Here is a 22,478-nt window from a genome sequence, read left to right on the forward strand (position 1 = left end):
AAAGGGAAGTTACCAAGAGACGTATCCCCTTTTGCCGCGCCCAGAAGGATCGGACCGATGCATTTGAATCATTCCCCCTTTACCGAAATCATCCGGCCGGAGCCGGTCGAGCCACGCCATTTTGGCGATGCGCGCGAGGCCGTGGCAGCCATCAAGGCGCTCTACAAGCGCAATACGCGCTTCCTGATCGATGCCTTTGTCGGTCTGGCAAACGGCGCCGAGATCAAGGGACGCTATCGCGCCTGCTATCCGCAGGTCGGCATTGAGATCGGCAGCTACAGCCTGACCGATTCACGCCTCTCCTTCGGCCATGTTGCCTCCCCTGGCACCTACACGACGACGCTGACCCATCCGGACCTATTCGAGAACTATCTGATCGAGCAGTTCGACCTTCTGATCCGCAATCACGGCGTTCCGCTGACAGTGTCCGAATCGGCCACACCCATCCCGCTGCACTTCGCCTTCGGTGAGAATGTTCATGTCGAGGCCAATGTCGCCGCCCTTGCTGACGTGCCGCTGCGCGATATCTTCGACACCCCCGACCTCAACACCACCGATGACCTGATTGCCAATGGCGAATATGAGCCGGAATCCGGCGAGCCGCATCCGCTGGCGCCCTTTACCGCACAGCGTATCGATTACTCGCTGGCTCGCCTCAGCCACTATTCGGCGACCAGTGCGGCGCATTTCCAGAATTTCGTGCTGTTTACCAACTACCAGTTCTATGTCGATGAATTCTGCGCCCATGCGCGCAAGCTGATGGCTGAAGGCGGAGGCGGCTATTCGGCCTTTGTCGAACCGGGCAACAATGTCACGCTTGCAGGCGCCACAGAACCGGAAGACGGCTTTACCGCCGTCCGCCTGCCGCAAATGCCCGCCTATCATCTGAAGCGGCCGGACAATTCCGGCATCACTTTGGTCAATATCGGTGTCGGCCCCTCCAACGCCAAGACGATTACCGACCACGTCGCCGTGCTGCGCCCGCATGCCTGGCTGATGCTGGGCCATTGCGCCGGTCTGCGCAACTCCCAGCGCCTTGGCGACTATGTGCTTGCCCATGCCTATGTGCGCGAGGACCACGTGCTGGACGACGATCTGCCGGTCTGGGTGCCGATCCCGGCGCTTGCCGAAATTCAGACAGCACTCGAAGAGGCCGTTGCCGAGGTAACCGGCCTTAAGGGATACGAGCTGAAGCGCATCATGCGCACCGGCACCGTTGCCACCATCGACAACCGCAACTGGGAACTGCGCGACCAGTCCGGCCCGGTAAAACGGCTCTCCCAGTCCCGCGCCATTGCCCTCGATATGGAATCAGCGACCATCGCCGCCAATGGCTTCCGCTTTCGCGTGCCCTATGGAACGCTGCTCTGCGTCTCCGACAGGCCGCTGCATGGTGAGCTGAAACTGCCCGGCATGGCCACTGCATTCTACAAGACGCAGGTGAGCCAGCATCTTCACATCGGCATCATGGCGATGGAAAAGCTGGCAGCCATGCCGTCTGAGCGGCTCCACTCCCGCAAGCTCAGAAGCTTTTACGAAACGGCATTCCAGTAACAGCATTCAGCCATTCGCCAGCGGCGAACCGCGCGGGACAAGCACATTCAGCGCGCGCGGCTGCTGGCGGATGGTCACATTGGAAATACCGCCGAAAGGATCGCCATCAAGCGCCTGATCCGGCAGATCACTCTCGAAGTGAAGCGTCACCTCTTTCGGATAAAGCTTGATAATCGCTTCACTTTCATCGACTCGCCCCGAAACGAAATCGAAAGCAAGACGACCGACGATATCGGCTTCCAGCGCCTTGATGAGATAAAGGCCAAGCCGCCCGCCCTGCGGCTGGTCGGTATAGGGCAAGGCGTTGCGGTCAATCCGGTTATTGGTGACGCCGACATGGGAGAACAGCCCCTCGCCGCTGCCGGCATCGGATTCATAGCGGAGACGGAACTGCGGCATATCGCCAAGCACATCCAGCCACGCCCGCAGACTGACCGAAAGCTTGCCCAGCCGTGACTGATAATCCATCGTCTCGCGGGAATGGATCATCTGCGCATGCAGCCCGGCGGAGAACTGGTGGATGAAGGGCCGGCCATCGGCGAGCGGAATATCGACGGAGGCGGCGACGCCATCGGCCAGTTCGCCAAGCGCCTGATCAAGGTCGCTCGCAAAGCCAAGCGCCCGGGCAAAGAGGTTCATCGTCCCAGCCGGCAGCACGCCGAGGACTTTTTGCGTGCCGGAAAGCCGGGCTGCCGCCAGCGAGATCGTGCCGTCGCCACCGCCGACCACAAGCCCGTCGAATTCGGCATTTGTTGCCGCATCATCAATGGCATGCATGACATCGCTGCCCGAAACCGGATCGCAGGCAAATTCGTGCCCCGCCGCAGCAAAAGCAGCATGCGCCTTGTCGCAGAAAGCCTTCAGATCCGTTGTCTTGAAGGTTCCGCCATCGCGATTGAAGATACCGAGAAACCGCATTCTGTTCTGCCTTTCCTGAAAGTCCCGCACTGCAGGACACCGCAGAACGATAACGCAGCAGAGACGGAAACGGCCCCCTATTGATAGCAAAAAAGGCGCCGAGCGGATCGGCACCTCCTGATTGCTGACAAAGTCATTCAGATTGCATGCTTGAGGTGGAGTAGCGCCTCCCTCCGTCGTCATCCCCGTGCTTGTCACGGGGATCCAGCTTCATAAGGCATTCAATAGAAAAGTTCTTTCGCCGCGCAGACGCGCGTCGGCTGGATGCCTGTGACAAGCACAGGCATGCCGTCAAAAAAAGGGAGGTTTGTCAGCTGTCTGAAGGCGCCGAGCGGATCGGCGCCTCCTGATTGCTACATGTTCGGGTAGACCGGTCCCTCACCGCCCTGAGGCGGTACCCAGTTGATATTCTGGTTCGGGTCCTTGATGTCGCAGGTCTTGCAGTGAACGCAGTTCTGGGCATTGATGACGAAACTCATCGCGCCATCCTTTTCCACCCATTCATAGACACCGGCAGGACAGTAGCGCGTCGACGGGCCGGCATAGATCTCGTATTCGGACGATGCCTGAAGCGCCGGATCCTTCAGCTGCAGATGAATGGGCTGGTCTTCCTCGTGATTTGTATTGGAGAGAAACACGGAGGACAGCCGGTCGAATGTCAGCACGCCATCGGGCTTGGGATAGTCTATCGGCTTGTGCTTTGCCGCCGGCTCCAGCGAGGCGGCATCCGTCTTGCCGTGGCCAAGCGTGCCGAACAGCGAGAAGCCGAACAGGGTGTTGGTCCACATATCAAGCCCGCCAAGGCCAATGCCGATAAAGGTGCCGAATTTCGACCACAACGGCTTGACGTTCCGCACCAGCTTCAGATCCTTGCCGATCGGGCTTTCACGCCAGTCGCTCTCGATCTCGGCAATCTCGTCATTGGCGCGGCCCGCCGCAAGTGCTTCGGCCACCCGTTCGGCGGCAAGCATGCCAGAAACCACGGCATTATGGCTGCCCTTGATGCGCGGCAGATTGACGAAACCTGCGGAACAGCCAATCAGCGCACCGCCTCTGAATGACAGTTTCGGCACGGACTGATAGCCGCCTTCGGAAATGGCGCGCGCGCCGTAGGAGATGCGCTTGGCGCCTTCGAAGGTCGGGGCGATCGCCGGATGGGTCTTGAAGCGCTGGAACTCCTCAAACGGGAAAAGATAGGGGTTCTTGTAGTTGAGGTGGACAACAAAGCCGACTGCGACCTGATTGTCTTCCAGATGATAGAGGAAGGAGCCGCCACCCGTCTTTCCATCAAGCGGCCAGCCAAAGGAATGCTGCACCAGGCCGGGTTTATGCCTTGCAGGATCGATTTCCCACAATTCCTTGATCCCGATGCCGAATTTCTGCGGCTCGCGATCCTTGTCCAAGGCGAACCGGGCAATCAGCTGCTTGGCAAGCGATCCGCGCACGCCCTCTCCGATCAGGACATATTTGCCCAGGAGAGCCATGCCCCGGGTGTAATTGGGGCCATGCGAGCCGTCACGCTCGATCCCCATATCGCCCGTTGCCACGCCGATAACCGCGCCATCATCGCCATAAAGCACTTCAGCGGCGGCGAAGCCCGGATAGATGTCAACACCCAGCGCCTCGGCCTTCTCGGCCAGCCAGCGACAGACATTGCCGAGCGAGACGATATAGCTGCCGTGATTGTTCATCAAAGGCGGCATCAGGATGTTGGGCAGCGTGATGGAACCGGCCGGCCCCAAGAGCATGAAGCGATCTCTGGTCACCGGGGTCTTGAAGGGGTGCCCCTCTTCGTCGCGCCAGCCCGGAAGCAGCCGGTCAATGCCAACCGGATCGACAACCGCGCCGGACAGGATATGCGCACCAACTTCAGCCCCCTTTTCCAGCACCACCACCGAAAGGTTCTCGTCGAGCTGCTTCAGGCGAATGGCAGCGGCAAGGCCGGCAGGTCCCGCACCGACAATCACCACATCGAATTCCATGCTCTCGCGCTCAGGCAATTCCTCTGCCATATCATCCCCTTGAACTGACCTAATGGTTAGGTGCTTCCACTATACAGCGAACTTCACTTTACAGATATTGGTATCGCTGAAAGCTCCTTAGCTCAACTTTTCACAGACAAGTTTGATCAGGCACACATAGTTGCGCCCAATTCTGATTGATGTGCGCCCTCCGGGGCGGTTAATGTAGCGACCAAACGACCGACAGCCACCCGATGGCTGGCCCCTAGAACAATAAGGAGACATCCCATGGACCTCGGAATCGCCGACAAGAAAGCGATCGTCCTCGCCTCTTCGCGCGGTCTTGGCGCCGGCATTGCCGAGGCGCTTGCCAAGGAAGGGGCCCATGTCCTTCTGTGCGGGCGCACGGGCGACAGGCTGGCCGCCAATTGCCGCAGCATCAACGAGACCACCAAGGGCAAAGCAGACTATGTCGTTGCAGATCTTTATGATGGCGGCTTCGTCGAGACCCTTCTGGCGGCAGCAAAGGAGAAGCTCGGCCAGATCGATATTCTCGTCAATAATACCGGCGGGCCGACGCCGGGCGGCGTTGCCGAGATGACGCCGGAAAAGCTGACAAGTTTCTTTCAGGCCATGGTTCTGCGAATCATCACCCTCACCAATGCCATCGTCCCGGACATGAAGAAGCGCGGCTGGGGCCGGATCCTGACGGTAGCCTCCTCGGGCGTGATCGAACCCATCCCCAACCTTGCGCTGTCGAACACACTGCGCTCGGCGCTCGTCGGCTGGAACAAGACGCTTTCAAGCGAAATTGCCGCCAGTGGCGTGACAGCCAATCTCATCCTGCCCGGACGGATCCACACCGACCGTATCGATGAGCTTGACCATGCCAATGCCGAAAAGGCCGGCAGCAGCCTTGAAGACGTTCGCCGGGCTTCGCTTGCTTCCATCCCTGCGGCAAGGCTCGGACGTGTGGACGAATTTTCTTCCGTCGCTGCCTTTCTTTGCTCCAAGCCGGCAAGCTATGTTACCGGAAGCCTTGTGCGCGTCGATGGTGGCGCCGCACGCGGAATTTGAACAATGACAATTCGAGCCATGCAAAAGCTGCATGAGGACGTGCCGACATATCGATGATCACCGCGGAGCAGCTCGCAGCACAAGAACTTGCGGCCCTGATGCATTTCTATGCTGATTCCGGGATCGATGTTCTGTGCGAGGATATGCCGGTCGATCTGACCGCGCTGCAGCCGGAACGCGCCGCAGCGGCCGCCGGGCGCCGGCCGGAGGCAACGCCCGCCAGGCCATCGCCGCCGGCGGAGGCAAAGCGACCGCTTGCACCGCGCCCGGCCCAGCAGGAAACAACGGCGAGCGCCATCCCGATCGATCCTGCCACCATTCCCGATGATCGGGCGATTGCCGACGCCCGCTTTGCTGCGGAGAGCGCCCGCTCTCTCGAGGAGCTGAAACAGGCGCTTTCCATCTTTGCCAGCTGCAATCTGCGTCACAATGCCCGCTCGACCATCTGCCTGGAGGCCGCCAAGCCGTCCGGCATCATGATGATCTGCGGATTTCCAAACGGCGATGACGATCGCTCGGGTGCAGCCCTTTCCGGGCGCGCCGGCCAGCTTTTTGATGCCATGCTGGCCGCCATCGGCCTGTCGCGAGACATGATCGCCCTGACCACGGCGATCCCGTGGCGCACGCCGGGCGACAGAAGTCCGACCATGTCGGAAGCCGAGATCTGCCGCCCCTTCATCGAACGCCAGATCGCCCTTTGCGAGCCGAAACATCTCTTGCTGCTCGGAAACTTCGCCAGCCGGCTGCTGGTCAACCGTGACAAGACCGTTTTTGACCTGCGCGGCGACTGGCACGACATCGCGATCGGGAACCTGAAATTCCGTGCGCTTTCCACGCTTGCCCCCTCCGAATTGCTGGCAGCACCGACGAACAAGAAACTCGCCTGGCAGGACCTTCAGCGTTTCCAGCAGGAAATCGCTTGAATGTAAGGCAAACTCGCCGCGTAAATGCTTTCTTTTTGATCAAAGCGACCGTTTCACGACATGGGCATGCAAGGCGCGCATGGCTGCGTTTCGCCAGGTCACATTGCTGATGCTGCCGAATAGGTTCATATAAGGGTCGTGTCTTGGGAGGATGTGATGAACAGGAACCAAGGCAATGGGACCTTTAGAAGATATGGATGTATCTCGCATGCAGAATAACAGGCTTGCTCTCGAACTCGGCCGCTCGACCAATGGCTACCATGGCCAGCGCGGAATCGACCGGGCAATTGCAAAGGGCTTCTGCCGTGCAGACCGACATCACGATGCCGGCATCTTGCGGCCGAGCCAGCGCGCCATCGGCGCCTGAGATTTTTCGCCGCCCGGCGATCAAGGGCGGCGTCATGCAAAGTTTACATGGCTGCCATACTTTGCAGGCGTTGTTGTTTTGCGGCAGCCGCACTATTTGTTTCTCATACGGATGCAAAAGGGCTGCACGAAATACGGCGTAAAAACTGTTCTTCTTCCCTGGTTGGACGATTTGACCGCCGCAGGATCGACAGAGACAGCATCTTGTGTGTTAATGCCCTTATCGGGTGAAAAAGGAAATCGACCTTTCTTCCCCGCGTAGTGACTCCAAAATTAAGAGCGAATGCCCACGGCATTCGCTCTTTTTGTTTGTCCGCTGCCGTTCAGAAGAACGTCATTCGTCCAGCGTGACGGTAATGGTCGTTCCCGTTTCAATCGACGTGTCGATGGTAAGCCGGCCGCCGAGATGCTCGACAGCCAGGCGCGCACGGGCGATGGCGGTGTGGGAAAAGCCGGTGGACAGGTCCGGTTGCTCAGCCACCAAAGCCAGCTCTTCCTCACTCAAGCCGCGGCCAATATCCTTGAAACGTGCAACGAAGCCGTAGGGGCCTGCCCGCTCCATGGTGATTTCGGCATCACAATATAGCGGACTGACGGCGATAAGCCGCTTGATCAGAAGGTCAAACAGCGGCCGCAGTGTCAATTCGTCCACGGCCATCTCGCCAATGCTGTCGTCAATGCGGACAACCAGATGGACGCATTCGCCAGCAGCGGCAAGACGATGCCCCTCGCATGCACTTCGAAGCGCCTTGGCGGGCTTGACCTTGGGCAGTTCGGAAACCTTGCGCTTCTGCTCCCGCACGGACTCGAATTCAGCATAGAGGTCGCGCTGTTCAGCAGGGCCGCGGCGCGATATCTGCGGTGCCGGGGCGGCGGTGCGTTGGGCAACCTCGGTCTTGGCCCAGGCCTCTTTCAGGGCCGCAGCACGACCGGCAGCGGCCTCCTGCGCAACCTTGCGCGGAACAGGTTCATTTGTGCCAAGCACCGCGGACGGCCATACGGGCTGACGCGACACCTCTGCCTCGCGGAAGACAGGTTCAGGGGACATCCCGGCCGCGGAAATGCCGTCCTCATGGCCGACATCAGGGAAAGGCGTGTGCGATGCAGGCTCTTCGATGACCGGATCCGGCGCTTCAACCGAATGTCTCGGATCAATGACAGCGCTATCTTCAACACGAACAGACGAAATCTGCATACCTGTCATATCTGACGGCCTTGCGGTTTCGACAGCGGCCTGCCTGGCATCTGTTCTGGCTCTGGCTTCGCGATCATAGACCCAAACGGATGAGGGTCGTTCAGGCTCGTTCTCCGTGACAGGCGACAGTCCGCGCGGCATCGCTGCCGCCTGAACGATGACGCACAGTCCCTGACGATGCTTCATGCGTGCGAGCGAAACCTTGACGGCGCGAATTGGCGGACGCGCAGTACGAACCTCGATCTCCTCAAGCTGGTATCCGGACGCAGACCGCGCTGCCCTCTCCAGACACTGATTGATCTGATCGCGATACTCGACTGCGAAAAGATCGGTGATCACCCTGCCCAGCAAGTGCTCTTCGGGCTGACCGAACAGCACGATGGCGGCCTCATTGGCAATCTCGATGCGTCCGTTCAGACCGGTTATGATCACCGTCTCCGGCGCAGCATCAATCGTATCGCGCATGCCGCCGGCGGCTCCGTCTGCGCTGCTCTTGTCTGATCTCATCATCTGTCAACCCCTGGCCGGGTGCCGTCGCTGCTTCCGTTCGGTCAATGCCGATCGAAGCCTCCCGACCCGTTTGTTTCAGCAACCGCTTAAACCCATGATGCGGCAAACCGGTTCAGAATGTCTTTAGTGACATAATTAACATTCTTCTAACCTGACATAGCAAAATGTGAAAGACGGCAATTTAAAGGTGACACGAAAACGTTTCAGCGCAAGGCCTGTTCAAAAGCCAGATCGACATAGTGAAACTTGACCGCCTGCCAGCGGCAATAGTCCTTCACATAGCTTTCTGCGACCCACATCTCGCTGTCAAAAGCCTTGCCCTGCCAGCCAATGCATCCCGCCTCAACGACCTTCTTGACGGTACGCTGAAGATGGGTGCGTGAAATGATCATTTTCGTCGCCATATCCCGGGTATCAAGCGCCGGAATATTGTAGCGCCCCGCTATGCAGTCCTTGTCGCCCAGCAAAATCATGATCTGATCCATCACCAGGCCACCCGACGTCGAGCGCAACAGCAATCCGATATGTTCAGGCGGCTCGCGCCAGCGCGCGTCTTCAATGCAGTGATCGGCAAGCAGCGGCTGGGCTAGGGACAAGAGGTCCGGTCGCGCGCGAAACAGCGGCGCCCGTCCGCCGCCATCCAGCATGTCAAGCACCTGAAGATTTGCAGCGAACCAGGCCGTCATGGCCTCGAGTACCGCGTCGGAAGGCGCCCAGAAGCGCGGCCTGCGGCCGGGCCGGGCGATATCCGGCTTGATCAGCTGATAGGCAGCCAGCTCGTCAAGAAGATCACGGACAGTGTTCGGACTGGCGATGCCGAATGCGCCGACCCTGGCGATCAGCGCGCCTGCGCTGAGCTGATTTTGCGGCTGCCAGTAAAGACTGAGTGCCGCCATGGAAATCAGCCAGCGGCGGTGAAAGGCAAAATTCGCCGCCAGACGCTGATTTTCATCGTAGACATCTTTCAACCGACTTCCATAGGCGGCAAGGACCGGCAGAAACAGCGGATGACCGGCGATGGAAGATATCGGAAGGGGCATGTTCAATCTGCACGTTTAAGGTCACAAACTCAAACAAATACAACTGGATAGAGGCCATGACGAGAAAGGATTTCAGAGCTGCAGACCTTATTTCACAGAATCGATGAAAGGCAAATCCCTCAATGGGCCGACCGCAACGCTTGAAGAGCGCGGCCGAACTGTTTATAGCGCGCGAAAACGGAGCGTTCCGACGCGACAAAGCCGCAGAACGACTGACGTGCCGCAGCCCGGCGCCAAAGAGGCTTCCCATGTTTGCCAGTCTGATATCCATCACCAGCCTTATGTTCTCGACCTTTCTGATGATGGTCGGCTATGGATTGATGAATTACCTCATTCCCGTGCGGTCGGTCGCCGAGGGTTGGTCGCCGTTCCTCATCGCCATGACAGCGACCGGCTACACGCTGTTCTTCACGCTCTCCTGTGTCCTGACACCCATGCTGGTGGCGCGTGTCGGCCATGTACGGGTATTCGGGGCACTGATCACACTGCTGACCGTATCGATTCTTGCAAGCTCGCTCTATGTTCACTGGCAGGCCTGGCTGCTGCTGCGCGGTATCGCCGGTTTCGCCATTGCCGGCTGCTATCTGATCATCGAAAGCTGGCTCAATGAACGTGTGACCAACGAAACGCGCGGAACGATCTTCGCAGTCTATATGATCGTCGCGCTCGTCGGGCCGATCCTCGGACAATATCTGGTGCCGCTTGGCGATCCCAACACGACCGTCCTGTTCATCGTCTGCGGTATCATTTTCTCCATTGCGGTACTGCCCACGGCGCTGTCGACGGCGCAGTCGCCTGCACCGATCGCGCATGTGGAATTCGGGCTGAAAAAACTCTACCGCCGCTCGCCCGCCGCTTTTGTCGGCGCAATTCTTGCCGGCATATTGTCCGGCACATGGAGCGGCCTGGGAGGCGTCTACACCACCAATAGCGGCCTTTCCACCGCCGAAGGCGCAACACTGCTGGCCTGTGTGCTTGCCGGCGGCGCGCTGGCGCAGATCCCGATCGGCCGGATCTCCGACCGGCTCGACCGGCGTTATCTGATGATCGCCTGCGGTGTTGTCGGCACGGTTGTCAGCATTTTGATGGTGATTCTCGGCGGCCTGTCGATGTCGGTCCTCTATGTCCTGGCCTTTCTCGTCGGCTCGATGCTCTATCCGATCTATTCCCTCAACGTCGCCCATGCCAATGACCGTGCGGACCCGACCGAATATCTGACGATCTCCTCGTCGATGATGATCCTCTATGGTTTCGGCACGGTCGCCGGACCGCCGGTCGCCGGCGGTGCGATGCAGATCTTCGGCCCGAGTGGCCTCTTGTGGTATCTCGCCATCGGCTTTGCACTCTATGCCGGATACACGGCGTGGCGCGTGTGGAAGGGCAATCCGAGCGTTGCACCGGAAGAACGGGCAGATTTCTATCCGATCTCACTGCCTCTGCGCGGTACCGACCCGGCCGGCAGCATCGCTGTCGACTACACCGAGGAGATGCCGGAACCGCCGGTTGCCACCGAAATCAAAAGTGACGGCACCCATGGCTGACACCCTGCACCGGTGACGCGTCACCGGTTGCAGCTGTTCGTCCGAAGACGCCTGGCATTGAAAAGCTCAATGCGGGTTTTGCGATGGGACGACGCTGCGTTGCCTGCGCCGCTCCAGCCCCAGACTGTGCTCGCGGTAAATGATGAAAATGCCGGCGCCTATGACGAAAACCGAACCGATCAGGGTGGGCGCGGTCGGGAACTCGCCGAAGATCACGTAAGAAATGGCGATACCGAGGATCATCGACGAATAGTCGAACGGCGCAATCGTCGAAACATCGGCGTAGCGATAGGATTCGGTCAACAGGATCTGACCGACGCCGCCGAAAAGACCCGAGCAGATCAGGAGCACTGTCGGCCAGACAGGCAGGACCTCCCAGCCGAAGGGCAGCGTCAGAAGAGAGATCAGCGCCGCGAATGTGGAAAAGTAGATGACGATCGTCGGCCCCTTCTCCGTCGCCAGCAGCCGGCGCACCTGAATCATGGCCAGCGCACCGAGCGCTGCGCCGACCAGAATCATGACGACAGCCAGCGCTTCTTCCGATCCCATGCCGCCTTCCCTGAAAAGCGTCAGCTTCGGCCAGGAGATGATCATCACCCCGAAGAGCCCGACCGCGACGGCCGACCAGCGATAGATGCGAACGACTTCGCCGAGAAGCAGCGCAGCAAAGACGACGGAGAGCAGCGGCGAGGCATAACCCAGCGCGATCGTTTCCGGCAGCGGCAGCACCATCAGCCCGTAAAACCCCATCCCCATCGAGATGATGCCGAGCAGCGAGCGCTTGAAATGCCCGAAAGGATGCTTCGTGCGGTAGGCGTCCCGGAGCTCGCGGCGCCAGGCCAGATAGATGATGATCGGCGCAATTCCGAAAAAGGAGCGAAAGAATGTCACCTCGCCGGGCATGATGCCACTTCCGGCGAGCTTGATGCAGGTCTGCATGCCGAGAAAGGCAAGCACGGAAAGGAGCTTCAGAACAATCCCGCGAACGGAACTGGCATTTTGATCTTCGATCATGGAAACAGCATTCAATTGGAAGAGGTCGTCTCGACGGCGGCATTTCAGCGCAGTGGGAGGCTTCTCAATATCGCAGTTTGTCAGCGATTGGCAGTGTTGCCGGCCGGCAAAAAAGGAAATATTTGCCTTAAGGCGCAATCAGGGCTTTGTTACCGCTCAACCGCATAAGCGCGCATGATGACTGAAAGAGGTAAGATGATGAAAACGGATACACCACAACCGGTCTATCTGAAGGACTACCGACCGACCGACTTCGTTCTTGAGACCGTCGCATTGACTTTCGAACTGGGCGAGACGGAAACCACGGTCACGAGCCAGCTCCGCTTTCATCGCCGCCCCGGCGCCGCTGCCGACGCGCCGCTTCACCTTGATGGCGACGCTCTGACGCTTGTTGAGCTTGCTGTCGACGGCGAGCCGGTCGCCTCCGAACGCTACCAGCAAAGCGGCCCCGGCCTCGTCATTTCCGGCCTGCCGGCTGAAGCGGCGTTCACACTGAGCGTGACGACCCGGATCAACCCGACGGCAAATACGCAGCTGCTGGGGCTCTACCGCACCAATGGCATCTATTCCACCCAGTGCGAGGCGGAAGGCTTCCGCCGCATCACCTTCTTCCCGGACCGCCCCGATGTTCTCGCGGTCTACACGGTAACGATCATCGGCTGCAAGAAAACCGAACCTTTGCTGCTGTCGAACGGCAACCTCATTGAAAAGAAAGACCTCGGCGATGGACGCCATATGGCGGTCTGGAACGATCCGCACCCCAAGCCTTCCTATCTCTTTGCGCTGGTGGCTGGCGATCTCGCCGTGATCGAGGACCATTTCGTCACCGCTTCCGGCCGCAACGTGAAGCTCGAGATCTATGTCGAGCATGGCAAGGAAGGCCGTGCTGGCTATGCAATGGACTCGCTGAAACGCTCCATGCGCTGGGACGAGGAACGCTTCGGTCGCGAATACGACCTCGACATCTTCATGATCGTCGCTGTTTCGGACTTCAACATGGGAGCCATGGAGAACAAGGGGCTGAACGTCTTCAACGACCGGCTGATTCTCGCCGATCCGCAGACGGCCACCGACGATGATTACGAGCGGATCGAAGCCGTTGTCGCGCATGAATATTTTCACAACTGGACCGGGAACCGCATCACCTGCCGTGACTGGTTCCAGCTCAGCCTCAAGGAAGGCCTGACGGTCTATCGCGAGCATGAATTTTCCGCCGACCAGCGCTCGCGCCCGGTGATCCGCATCAATGAAGTGCGCTTCCTGCGCTCCAACCAGTTCCCGGAAGACGGCGGCCCGCTCGCCCATCCGGTGCGCCCGACGCAATATCTCGAAATCGACAATTTCTACACGACCACGGTCTATGAGAAAGGCTGCGAAGTCTCGCGCATGATCGCAACGCTGATCGGCAGGGACGGCTTCCGCAAGGGCATGGACCTCTATTTCGAGCGCCATGACGGCGGTGCTGTGACGATCGAGGACTATCTGAAATGCTTCGAGGATGCGACCGGACGCGACCTCACCCAGTTCTCGCTCTGGTATCATCAGGCTGGCACGCCCGTGATCACGGCGACAAGCCAGTATGATCCGTCAGCAAAGACATTGTCGCTCACGCTTGGCCAGTCGATCCCGCCAACGCCCGGCCAGACAGACAAGAAGCCGATGCATATCCCGATCCGCACCGGCCTGATCGGCGCGAATGGCGAGGAGATCGAACCCGTTTCCGTTTCCGGCGGAGAACGCACGGGCGACGTGCTGCATCTGACCCGGGCCAGCCAGACTTTCGTGTTTGAAGGGATCGCCAGCAAGCCGGCAGTCTCGCTCAATCGCGATTTCTCCGCCCCGGTTCGGGTGAGCTACGACCAGCCGGTCGCAGAACGCGCACTGATCGCCCGTTCGGAAACCGATCCGGTGGCGCGCTGGGATGCGGCCAACGGCCTTGCGCTTCAGGCGCTTTGCCAGATGAGCCGTGCCCTGCAGGCCGAAGAAGCCGCCGAGGCCGACGAGACCGTCGCCCGGGTTCTGCTGGCCTTTGCCGCAGACGAGACGCTGGAACCGGATTACCGGGCGCTCGCGCTCACCCTGCCTTCGGAAACCGATGTTGCGCGTGAACTCGGCGAGAATGTTGATCCCGAGGCCGTTCACGAGGCCCGGCAAATCCTGGCAGCAGCGATTGCCAAGGCCGGCGGCACACTGTTTGCCCGCCTCGCAGACGAAATGCGTGATACCGGCGCGTTCAGCCCGGATGCAGCCAGTGCCGGACGGCGCGCCCTGCGCAATATTGCACTTTCCTATCAGGCCCGGATCAGCGATGACCCCGAGCCTCTTCTTGCGGCCTACAAGCAGGCCAATTCGATGACGGCGCTGATTGGTGCCTTGCGGATTCTGGTGAGCGGATTTGCCGATACGCCTGCAGCATCGGAAGCGCTTGCCGATTTCCGCACCCGCTTCGCCGGCGAACCGCTGGTCCTCGACAAGTGGTTTTCGGCCCAGGCAGCCATCGCCGGTGAAGAGGCACTGGAGCGGGTGAAGGGACTGATGCGGGACGCAGCCTTCAACAGCGGAAATCCGAACCGTGTGCGCGCGCTGATCGGCGCCTTTGCCGCATCCAACCCGACCGGCTTCAACCGCGCCGACGGGCTTGCCTATGACTTTTATGCCGATTTCCTGCTCGACATGGATAAACGCAACCCCAATCTGACGGCGCGGCTGATGACCTCGATGCGCTCCTTCGAGACGCTGGAGCCGATCCGCAGGGCGCGGGCACGCTCTGCCATCGAACGCATAGCGGAAGCAGACGGCCTTTCCCGCAACCTGCGCGATATTGTCAACCGCATGTTGAAAAACTGAATCTGGACTTGCCAATTTCGAGCATTTGAGTCCGCCAGTGAAGCCCGGCCGCTGAGAATTCGGCCGGGCTAATTTCATCTTTGTTTTTGCTGATCACAAATTTTCCTTTTTATATATATGGTTAACAAAAGCTTGATGATCATGACTGGACAAGCCGAATCGGTTTTGATTCATTAGGGCAGGTTCGCAGAGCGGCTTCGCGAATCACACGAGGGATCAGCGTCATGAAGAAAGCGGATGTGCGGCTTCGCGCCACACTCAACGAAGGATTGCGCCCGCAATTCGGAGAAAACCGTGCGGCGGACGGCTTTGCAAACACCTATTCCGGTCCGTTCGCGAGCGTTCTGACGCTCGATCCGCCGACCATTGAAAAGGCGCTGCGACGTGCCATTCCGATCCTGATCATCGCTTTTCTGATTGCTGTCGCGACAACGCGCGGATTGACGCTTCTGCAGAGCCATGGCCGGTTGCAGACGGCAATCCAGGACCAGACAGAACTGGTCGCTGCCATGGCCTATGCTGCGTTCTCCGAACATGCCGACATGTTTGAACCCGGCAATGCGGATGCGGCCAAGGCCCATCTGCAGGCGCTCCTGAATGTTGCCGACCTCGACCCCGATACGGCTCTTTTGCTAATCGACACCGAAGGAAAGGTTTTTGAGGCCAGCAATAACGGCGCCGGCTATATCGGCGACAATCTCGCCACCCTGCTTCCAGCTGTCGCTGCTGCCCGGCATATCAAGGTCGGCAAAAGCGGTGCGCTTGAAACCATGATCGACGGCAGCGAGCATGTCGTTTCACTCCACCTGATCGGCAATGATGGTGCCATGGTGATGGCCATCCACACCAAGGGCGCAGCAGCAAGTGTCTGGCGCACGGAAATGAACCTGAACGTCACATTGTTTGCGGCAACAGCCCTGCTGCTGATCGTGCTGACCTATGCCTATTACGCCCAGCTTGACCGTGCAGGGCGCAACGGACAGGCGCTGTCCCGCTACCGCGACGACAGCGAAACGATGCTTGCAGGCGGCGAGGCTGGCCTTTGGACTTTTGATGCGGAAGCCAGATCCGTCGTTCTGACAAGTTCGGCCCTGGAAGCGCTCGGTCTTCCAGGCTCAGCCGGTCCGCGCAGCCTGCGCAGCCTGCTGGAGCGGCTCCATCCCGATGACCGGCGCACGATCAAAGCCCTGCTCAGGCCTTCGGACGCCGGACGGATTGACGCCGTCATTCGCTTCCGCCAGCGTGACGACCGCTATGCCCGCTTTTCCATACGCGCCCAGTTCAGCACGCTCGATGGCCGCATGAGCATTGCCGGCCTGATCTTCCGCATCACCAACGGCCGGGCAGCAGATACCGCAGCCTGCAATGGCCAGATGCTCTCCGCAGCACTTGAGGCTGTTCCGCAATCGGTTGCCATCTGGGCGCGCGATGGCCGGCTGCTCGCAGCCAACGCCCATTTCCGCACCGCCTATGGTGCCGGTCTGGACATTACCGGACTGACCCGTGAAGCGCTTTCCGGCTCACACCCGTCGGCGATCATTGTTCGGCAAACCCGCCTGCCCGGCGTCGCATCCGGCAATTGCTTTGCCGAAACCCAGACGATGCAGGGTCGCTGGATCCAGCTGGACGAGCGCCAGCTTGCCTCTGGTGAAACCATCTCCATCGGTACCGATATCACGCGCTTCAAGGATAACCAGCAAAGGCTGCAATCGGTTCAGGACCGGCTGCGCAAGACGGTCAACGAGCTCGCCTGCTCCAAGCGCCGTCTCGAGCAGGAGACAGCAAGCCTCAAGGCGGCGCTGTCATCCATTCGCACGCCCGCTGCGGCCGACCGGACTGCCGAAGAGCGACTGACCCACGCCATGCGAGAAGAGCTGACCACGGTTGTCGGCTATTGCGAAATCATGATGGGTGAAACGGAACAGGACGCCACCCGGGCGCGGGATTACGCCCGCAGCATTCACGCTGGCGGCATGGCCCTCAAGGCGATCATCGAAGAAATGGTGCAAAATCAGGCTGGCGCAAGTCGCTCGGCCGCTCCGACCTCGAGCCCGGTTGCCATAAAGCCCGGCGTTCTGATGCGCCGCGTGATCAGCACCGCCACCAAGGCACACTAGCGCATCGGCTCGAACATCGGATACGACTTTCGAAAAGAACGATGCGTAGATTCAATAAGATAGAGCATCCTGGTGCGTCCAAAAGGACGCGCGGCGCTCGAGGAACCACGGTTGCTGTGACGCAGCCTCACGTCGAAAGCGTCTTCAAGAAAATGCTGCGCACCGCCTGTCCGGTATCCTTCAGCAAGGCTTCGACCATGCTGATATCCGGCTGGTCCGCGATGCGACACACACGCTCGATCAGGGCTGACGGTGCTTCCGCAGGCTCAAATCCGGATGGCAGGCAGGCCCGGGTCAGCTGCGACAGATCGGTATAGAGCCGCAGCGCATTGCGGCAGATGGAAACATCTTCGAACGACATCACCAGTTCCCCATACTGCTCAAGCGTGCCATCGGTTGACATCAGGGTCTCCTCATCCGATCTGGCGTCTTTCTGCCCACCGGCGCTGAGGCGGCTATATTGCGCCAGGAACTCGATATCAATGAGTCCGCCATCCACCAGTTTCAGATCCCATAGGCTCTTTGCGGGCTTCTCCCTGCCGATCCTCGCACGCATATCGGCAACGTCAAAAGCAAGACACTTCTGATCGCGTTCTCTGGAAAGCACCTCATCGATGACGGCAGCGGCATCCTGCATCAGCGAGGCATCTCCGCAAAGCGGGTGCGAGCGCGACAGAGCCATGTGCTCCCAGGTCCAGGCTTCCTGCTTCTGGTATTTCTCAAAGGCGGCCAGCCGGGTCGCCAGCGGCCCGGCATTGCCCGACGGCCTCAGCCGCATGTCCACCTCATAGAGAACGCCCTCGGCAGTCGGCGCAGAAAGCGCGGCGACCAGCCGCTGTGTCAGACGGGCAAAATACCGCGTCACATCGAGCGGCTTGTCACCATCGGAGACCGATAGCGGATCGGCGCAATCATAGAGCACGATCACATCAACATCGGAGCCCGCTGTCAGCTCGGCACTTCCGAGTTTTCCCATCGCCAGCACCGCGACACGCTGACCAGCCACACGCCCGTGAGCGGCCTCCATCTCCGTCTCGGCGGCCTCAAGCGCATCCCCGATCGTCAGCGTCGCAAGCGTGGTGAAAGCATGCCCCGCGGCAAAGCCGCTGATCGCTCCGGTCATCAACCGGATGCCGATCAGGAAACGCTGCTCCGCGGCGAAGATCCGCAGCCGGTCCAGCCGCTCCTCGTAAAGCGTGGCGCCGCTCATGAAGGCCTCAAGGCGGCGCGAGAGATAATCTCGGGTCGGCAGCTCGGTCAGCAGAGCCGGGTCCAGCATGCCATCAAGGATATGCGGCCGCGCGGCCAGAATTTCGGCCATACGCGGCGCTGCTGACATGATCTCGACAACCAGCCGCAACAGATTGGTATTGTTGGTCAACAAGGAGAAGAGCTGAATGCCGGCAGGCAAGCCGGAGAGAAAGCGATCAAAGCGCAGCAGCGCCTCATCGGCCCTGCGGCTTTCACCAAAGGCTTTCAGCAGTGCCGGCATCAATGCCGTGAGCCTTTGACGCGCCTTGGTCGACTGGGTGGCCCGATAGCGTCCATAATGCCAGGTACGGATGACCCGGGAGATATCCGAGGGTCGCTCGAAACCGAGACGGGAAAGCGTTTCAAGCGTCGAGGGATCATCATCCTCGCCGGTAAAAACCAGATTTCCAGTTTCCGACGACAGGGTTTCCTCACGCTCGAACAGACGGGCATAGCGCTTTTCGACGACTTTGAGTGTCTTCAGAAGCACCTCGGCAAAGGCGGCGACGCTGTCAAAACCCAGCATGAAGGCAATGCCCAGAAGCTCATCATCGCCCTCCGGCAGCACATGGGTCTGCTCGTCGCGCACCATCTGGATGCGATGCTCGACGTCACGCAGGAACCAGTAGGCCTTCTTGAGTTCGCTGCTGGTTGGCTCATCGATCCAGCGCGCCTCACGCAGCGCATCGAGCGCGTCGATCGTGCGGCGCTGGCGGAGCTGTGGCATGCGGCCACCAGCGATCAGTTGCTGGGTCTGAACAAAGAATTCGATCTCGCGAATACCGCCACGCCCGAGCTTGACATTATGGCCGTTCACGGCGACGAGCCCGAAGCCCTTGTGGGCATGGATCTGCCGCTTGATTGCATGGATATCGGCAATCGCCGCGTAATCGAGATACTTCCTGAAGATGAAGGGCGTCATCTCCCGGATGAAGGCCTCGCCCGCAGCAATATCCCCGGCAATCGGCTTCGCCTTGATATAGGCAGCGCGTTCCCAGTTCTGACCACGGCTTTCATAGTAGACGAGCGCGGCCTCGACAGGCACAGCCAGAGCCGTCGAGCCCGGATCCGGACGGAGGCGAAGATCGGTGCGAAAGACATAACCGTCACCGGTGCGCTCCTGCAGGATCCGCACGAAGCGCCGCATCATGCGCGGGAAGAAGGCCAAAGACCGGTCGGGATCGGGAATGGCGGCACAATCGGGATTGAAGAAGACCACAACATCGATATCGGAGGAATAGTTCAGCTCCCCGGCGCCGAGCTTGCCCATGCCCAGCACGACCACGCCCGAACCAAGCGAAGGCCGATCAGGCTCAGCGAGCGTCATGTCGCCCGAATCATTTGCTGCCCGCAACAGATGATCCATGACAGAGGCGACGGCAGCCTCGGCAAAGCGGCTCAGAAGACCGGTGGTCGTCTCGGCCGGCCATAGCCCGTCCAGATCGGCCAGAGCTGCGAGAAAGGCAAAATGGCGCTTTGCCCGACGCAGACGCGTCATCAGCTGCGCCTCGCTTGCATTGCCATCCCCCTCGCGCCAGGCCTGCCGCACATCCACGATCAAGGCATCTAGCTGCGCACCCAGCGGCAGGTCGATCGCGGCCAGAACGGTCGGATCACTGCGGCAGGTATCGAGAAGATAGGGAGAGAGCGAAAAGGCCGCACTCAGGAAATTGAAGAGCGGCGTAGGCTGCTCGGCCAGATCCGGTCTGGCGATCTTTGCTGCGGCTTCGCCGAGGGCCACACAGGCCCTGGCAAGGGAAGCATCGCCAAGCGGATGGATCAATGGCTCCGGGCGCCTGCCCAAGCACGCCTCTCCTGGCAACATCATGAAAGCGTCCTCCCTTTGTCCAAACGTTGCCGGCAACGGTTCGGCAACACGGAGCAGTCCATGCCGCGTTAGAGCGGTTTGTCAGGACAAAGGCAAGCCCGGTCAGAGACGCATGGCCTCAGACCGCGCTGAGCGGGAGTTTCACGATGGCCGCAAGGCCTTGAATCTCTGGGAAATACTGCGAAGCTGGCGCCAAAGAGAGTTCGCCCTTATGCATCTCGACAACGGCTTCCACCAACGACAGGCCGAGCCCCGTTCCCGGCTTTGACCGGCTGCTGTCCAGCCGGACGAAACGCTTCTTGACCTCATCCATCTGTTCAGGCGGGATCCCCGCCCCATCATCGGCAACGATCAGCGCAGCCGCGTCATCGTCACGCCGCAGGACAAGCCGCAATTCACCGGTTTTCGAGCAATCGGAAGAATATTTGATCGCATTGTCCAGCAGATTGAAAATTGCCTGACCGATCAATTCGCGATTGCCGGAAATCTTCAATCCATCCTCGATGTCGCAGACCAGTCGCAATCCGGCCTCTTCGGCCACGGGATCGTAAAGCTCGCCGCTATCCGTGGTGATGGCGGAAAGGTCAATCTCAGACATTTCGGCAGCAGAGGAGCCGGCTTCGACCCGCGAAATCATCAGGAGTGCATTGAAGGTTCGGATCAGCTGATCCGACTCGGCAATGATCCCCTCCAGCGCCAGCCGGCGCTGCTGCTCATCTTCTTCGGCAATGGCGTCCGCCGCCTTGTTGCGCAACCGCGTCAGCGGCGTCTTGAGATCATGGGCAATATTGTCGGAGACCTGCCGCAGCCCCTCATTCAGCTTGACGATGCGTTCGAGCATGACATTGAGCGAGTCAGACAGGCGATCGAACTCATCGCCGGACCCCGAAACCGGAAGCCGTTGCGACAGATCGCCTGCCATAATCTTGCGGCTCGCACTCGACATGCCATCGATGCGCTGCAGTGCGGTCCTGCCGATCGCCAGCCAGATGATCAGCGCACCAACCCCCATGATCAAGAGGGCAAGCAGCAGAGCCTGTTTGAGGATCAGTCGCAGTTCTTCCGGATCACCAAGATCGCGCCCGATCAAAAGGCGCATGCCGTTCTGCAGTTCAAAGACATAGCCTGTAGCAACATTGGCCCGGCTGGGTCTGTCAGGCTCCGAGAATCGCTCATAGCTGAAAGGCGGATCAATCCAACCGGTATCATTAATCGTGCCCGGCTGAATGGAGGCGACGTTGCCAGCAAGCACTTCGCCCTGTGGGCTGGCAAGAACGTAGATATTCGCACCAGGCTGATGCGCCCGCCTGTCAATCACGCTGAACAGCAGACGCATACCGCCACGCTGATAGGTGTCGCGCATCTGTGTGATCTCCTGCTCCAGGGAATCACGCATGTGATGAACCACAAGACGTTCGGAAACGGCCGTGACATAGACAACCATCACGGCAGCGCACAATCCAAACAGCACAACGTAAATGATCGACAGCTTCACAGCCGTCGATCGTAACAAGAGGCGTAACCTGCCCATTCAGTCTGCCTTGATCATATAGCCCGAGCCGCGGATCGTCTTCAGCAACGGACGATCAAAATCCTTCTCGATCTTCGAGCGCAGGCGTGAAACATGAACATCAATGACATTCGTCTGGGGATCGAAATGATAGTCCCAGACATTTTCGAGAAGCATGGTGCGCGTCACCACCTGGCCTGCATTCTTCATCAGATATTCGAGCAGCCGATATTCGCGCGGCTGCAGCGATATCTCGCGCCCCGCCCGACGCACTTCATGGGAAAGGCGGTCGAGTTCAAGATCCCCTACCCGGTACATCACGTCCTGATCCGGCGCACCCTTGCGCCGCCCCAGAACCTCGACCCTGGCAAGCAATTCACTGAAAGCATAAGGTTTTGGCAGGTAATCATCACCACCGGCGCGAAGACCCGTTACCCGGTCGTCGACCTGCCCCAGTGCAGAGAGAATCAGAACCGGCGTATGGCTGCCCTTTTCGCGCAGGGCGGCAATCAGGGAGAGGCCATCTCTGCGCGGCAACATCCGGTCCACGATCAGAACATCGTAATCATTTTCACTGGCCATAAACAGACCGCTCTCGCCGTCGCCGGCATGCTCACAGGCAATCCCGGCCTCGCGAAAGGCTTTTGTCAGATAGGCTGCAGCCTCAAGATCATCTTCAATAACAAGAACACGCATGGCGGCGACATTAGCGCCCTGCGAAGCCTGGTTACAAGATGCAGCATCGCTTTCAACTGCGTTCATCGCATTTTCCCCGTCGCATATGGCATTGCCTGCTTCGATCTGAAGCATTCCGACACAGCAAGTG

Annotated in this window: 15 protein-coding genes; 7 read left to right on the forward strand and 8 right to left on the reverse strand. The window is 59.6% G+C overall.

What is annotated here, in order from left to right; all coding sequences use genetic code 11:
* Positions 1–57: 57 nt before the first annotated feature.
* The gene (locus tag HCK86_RS05160) at positions 58–1,554 is read left to right on the forward strand and encodes an AMP nucleosidase (RefSeq protein ID WP_176083386.1); all 1,497 of its coding nucleotides are present in this window, start codon (positions 58–60) and stop codon (positions 1,552–1,554) included.
* Between the two features lie 6 nt (positions 1,555–1,560).
* Here HCK86_RS05160 and HCK86_RS05165 read toward each other — a convergent pair whose 3' ends face one another.
* Both HCK86_RS05165 and HCK86_RS05170 read right to left on the reverse strand, forming a co-directional pair.
* Positions 1,561–2,472 carry a diacylglycerol kinase family protein gene (locus HCK86_RS05165; RefSeq protein ID WP_176083387.1) on the reverse strand — a complete coding sequence of 304 codons (912 nt, stop codon included), beginning with the start codon at positions 2,470–2,472 and terminating at the stop codon, positions 1,561–1,563.
* A gap of 353 nt (positions 2,473–2,825) precedes the next feature.
* Entirely contained in the window at positions 2,826–4,484 is a 1,659-nt protein-coding gene (locus HCK86_RS05170; protein ID WP_176083388.1) for an electron transfer flavoprotein-ubiquinone oxidoreductase, read from the reverse strand.
* Positions 4,485–4,721: 237 nt separating this feature from the next.
* Between HCK86_RS05170 and HCK86_RS05175 the strand changes: the two genes are divergently transcribed.
* The 3 genes from HCK86_RS05175 (at position 4,722) to HCK86_RS05185 (ending at position 6,800) form a co-directional block, all read left to right on the forward strand.
* Positions 4,722–5,510 carry an SDR family oxidoreductase gene (locus HCK86_RS05175; protein WP_176083389.1) on the forward strand — a complete coding sequence of 263 codons (789 nt, stop codon included), beginning with the start codon at positions 4,722–4,724 and terminating at the stop codon, positions 5,508–5,510.
* Positions 5,511–5,563: 53 nt separating this feature from the next.
* Complete coding sequence (locus HCK86_RS05180; protein ID WP_176083390.1) at positions 5,564–6,433, forward strand: uracil-DNA glycosylase; 870 nt, start codon at positions 5,564–5,566, stop codon at positions 6,431–6,433.
* Between the two features lie 208 nt (positions 6,434–6,641).
* Positions 6,642–6,800 (forward strand): hypothetical protein, encoded by a 159-nt coding sequence (locus HCK86_RS05185; RefSeq protein WP_176083391.1) that lies wholly within the window; start codon positions 6,642–6,644, stop codon positions 6,798–6,800.
* Positions 6,801–7,133: 333 nt separating this feature from the next.
* Here HCK86_RS05185 and HCK86_RS05190 read toward each other — a convergent pair whose 3' ends face one another.
* Positions 7,134–8,504 carry a PAS domain-containing protein gene (locus tag HCK86_RS05190; RefSeq protein ID WP_176083392.1) on the reverse strand — a complete coding sequence of 457 codons (1,371 nt, stop codon included), beginning with the start codon at positions 8,502–8,504 and terminating at the stop codon, positions 7,134–7,136.
* 203 nt (positions 8,505–8,707) lie between these two features.
* Positions 8,708–9,544 (reverse strand): hypothetical protein, encoded by an 837-nt coding sequence (locus HCK86_RS05195; protein ID WP_176083393.1) that lies wholly within the window; start codon positions 9,542–9,544, stop codon positions 8,708–8,710.
* Between the two features lie 248 nt (positions 9,545–9,792).
* Between HCK86_RS05195 and HCK86_RS05200 the strand changes: the two genes are divergently transcribed.
* A complete protein-coding gene (locus HCK86_RS05200; protein WP_176083394.1) occupies positions 9,793–11,085 on the forward strand; it encodes an MFS transporter in 1,293 nt (430 codons plus the stop codon).
* A gap of 66 nt (positions 11,086–11,151) precedes the next feature.
* Here HCK86_RS05200 and HCK86_RS05205 read toward each other — a convergent pair whose 3' ends face one another.
* Positions 11,152–12,099, reverse strand: coding sequence for a DMT family transporter (locus HCK86_RS05205; RefSeq protein WP_176083395.1), 948 nt, complete (start codon positions 12,097–12,099; stop codon positions 11,152–11,154).
* Between the two features lie 198 nt (positions 12,100–12,297).
* Here HCK86_RS05205 and pepN point away from each other — a divergent pair, with 198 nt between their 5' ends.
* Together pepN and HCK86_RS05215 are read left to right on the forward strand one after the other, a co-directional pair.
* Positions 12,298–14,946 carry an aminopeptidase N gene (pepN, locus tag HCK86_RS05210; RefSeq protein WP_176083513.1) on the forward strand — a complete coding sequence of 883 codons (2,649 nt, stop codon included), beginning with the start codon at positions 12,298–12,300 and terminating at the stop codon, positions 14,944–14,946.
* Positions 14,947–15,170: 224 nt separating this feature from the next.
* Positions 15,171–17,063 carry a hypothetical protein gene (locus tag HCK86_RS05215; RefSeq protein ID WP_176083396.1) on the forward strand — a complete coding sequence of 631 codons (1,893 nt, stop codon included), beginning with the start codon at positions 15,171–15,173 and terminating at the stop codon, positions 17,061–17,063.
* A 127-nt stretch (positions 17,064–17,190) separates the two neighbouring features.
* Here HCK86_RS05215 and HCK86_RS05220 read toward each other — a convergent pair whose 3' ends face one another.
* The 3 genes from HCK86_RS05220 to HCK86_RS05230 form a co-directional block, all read right to left on the reverse strand.
* On the reverse strand, positions 17,191–20,118 hold the full coding sequence (locus HCK86_RS05220; RefSeq protein WP_246739455.1) for a bifunctional [glutamine synthetase] adenylyltransferase/[glutamine synthetase]-adenylyl-L-tyrosine phosphorylase: 2,928 nt from the start codon (positions 20,116–20,118) through the stop codon (positions 17,191–17,193).
* Between the two features lie 142 nt (positions 20,119–20,260).
* Complete coding sequence (locus tag HCK86_RS05225; protein WP_176083398.1) at positions 20,261–21,673, reverse strand: HAMP domain-containing sensor histidine kinase; 1,413 nt, start codon at positions 21,671–21,673, stop codon at positions 20,261–20,263.
* Entirely contained in the window at positions 21,674–22,414 is a 741-nt protein-coding gene (locus HCK86_RS05230; protein WP_176083399.1) for a response regulator transcription factor, read from the reverse strand.
* Positions 22,415–22,478 lie beyond the last annotated feature (64 nt).

The organism is Martelella sp. HB161492 (genome assembly GCF_013184775.1).
Lineage (GTDB): Bacteria > Pseudomonadota > Alphaproteobacteria > Rhizobiales > Rhizobiaceae > Martelella.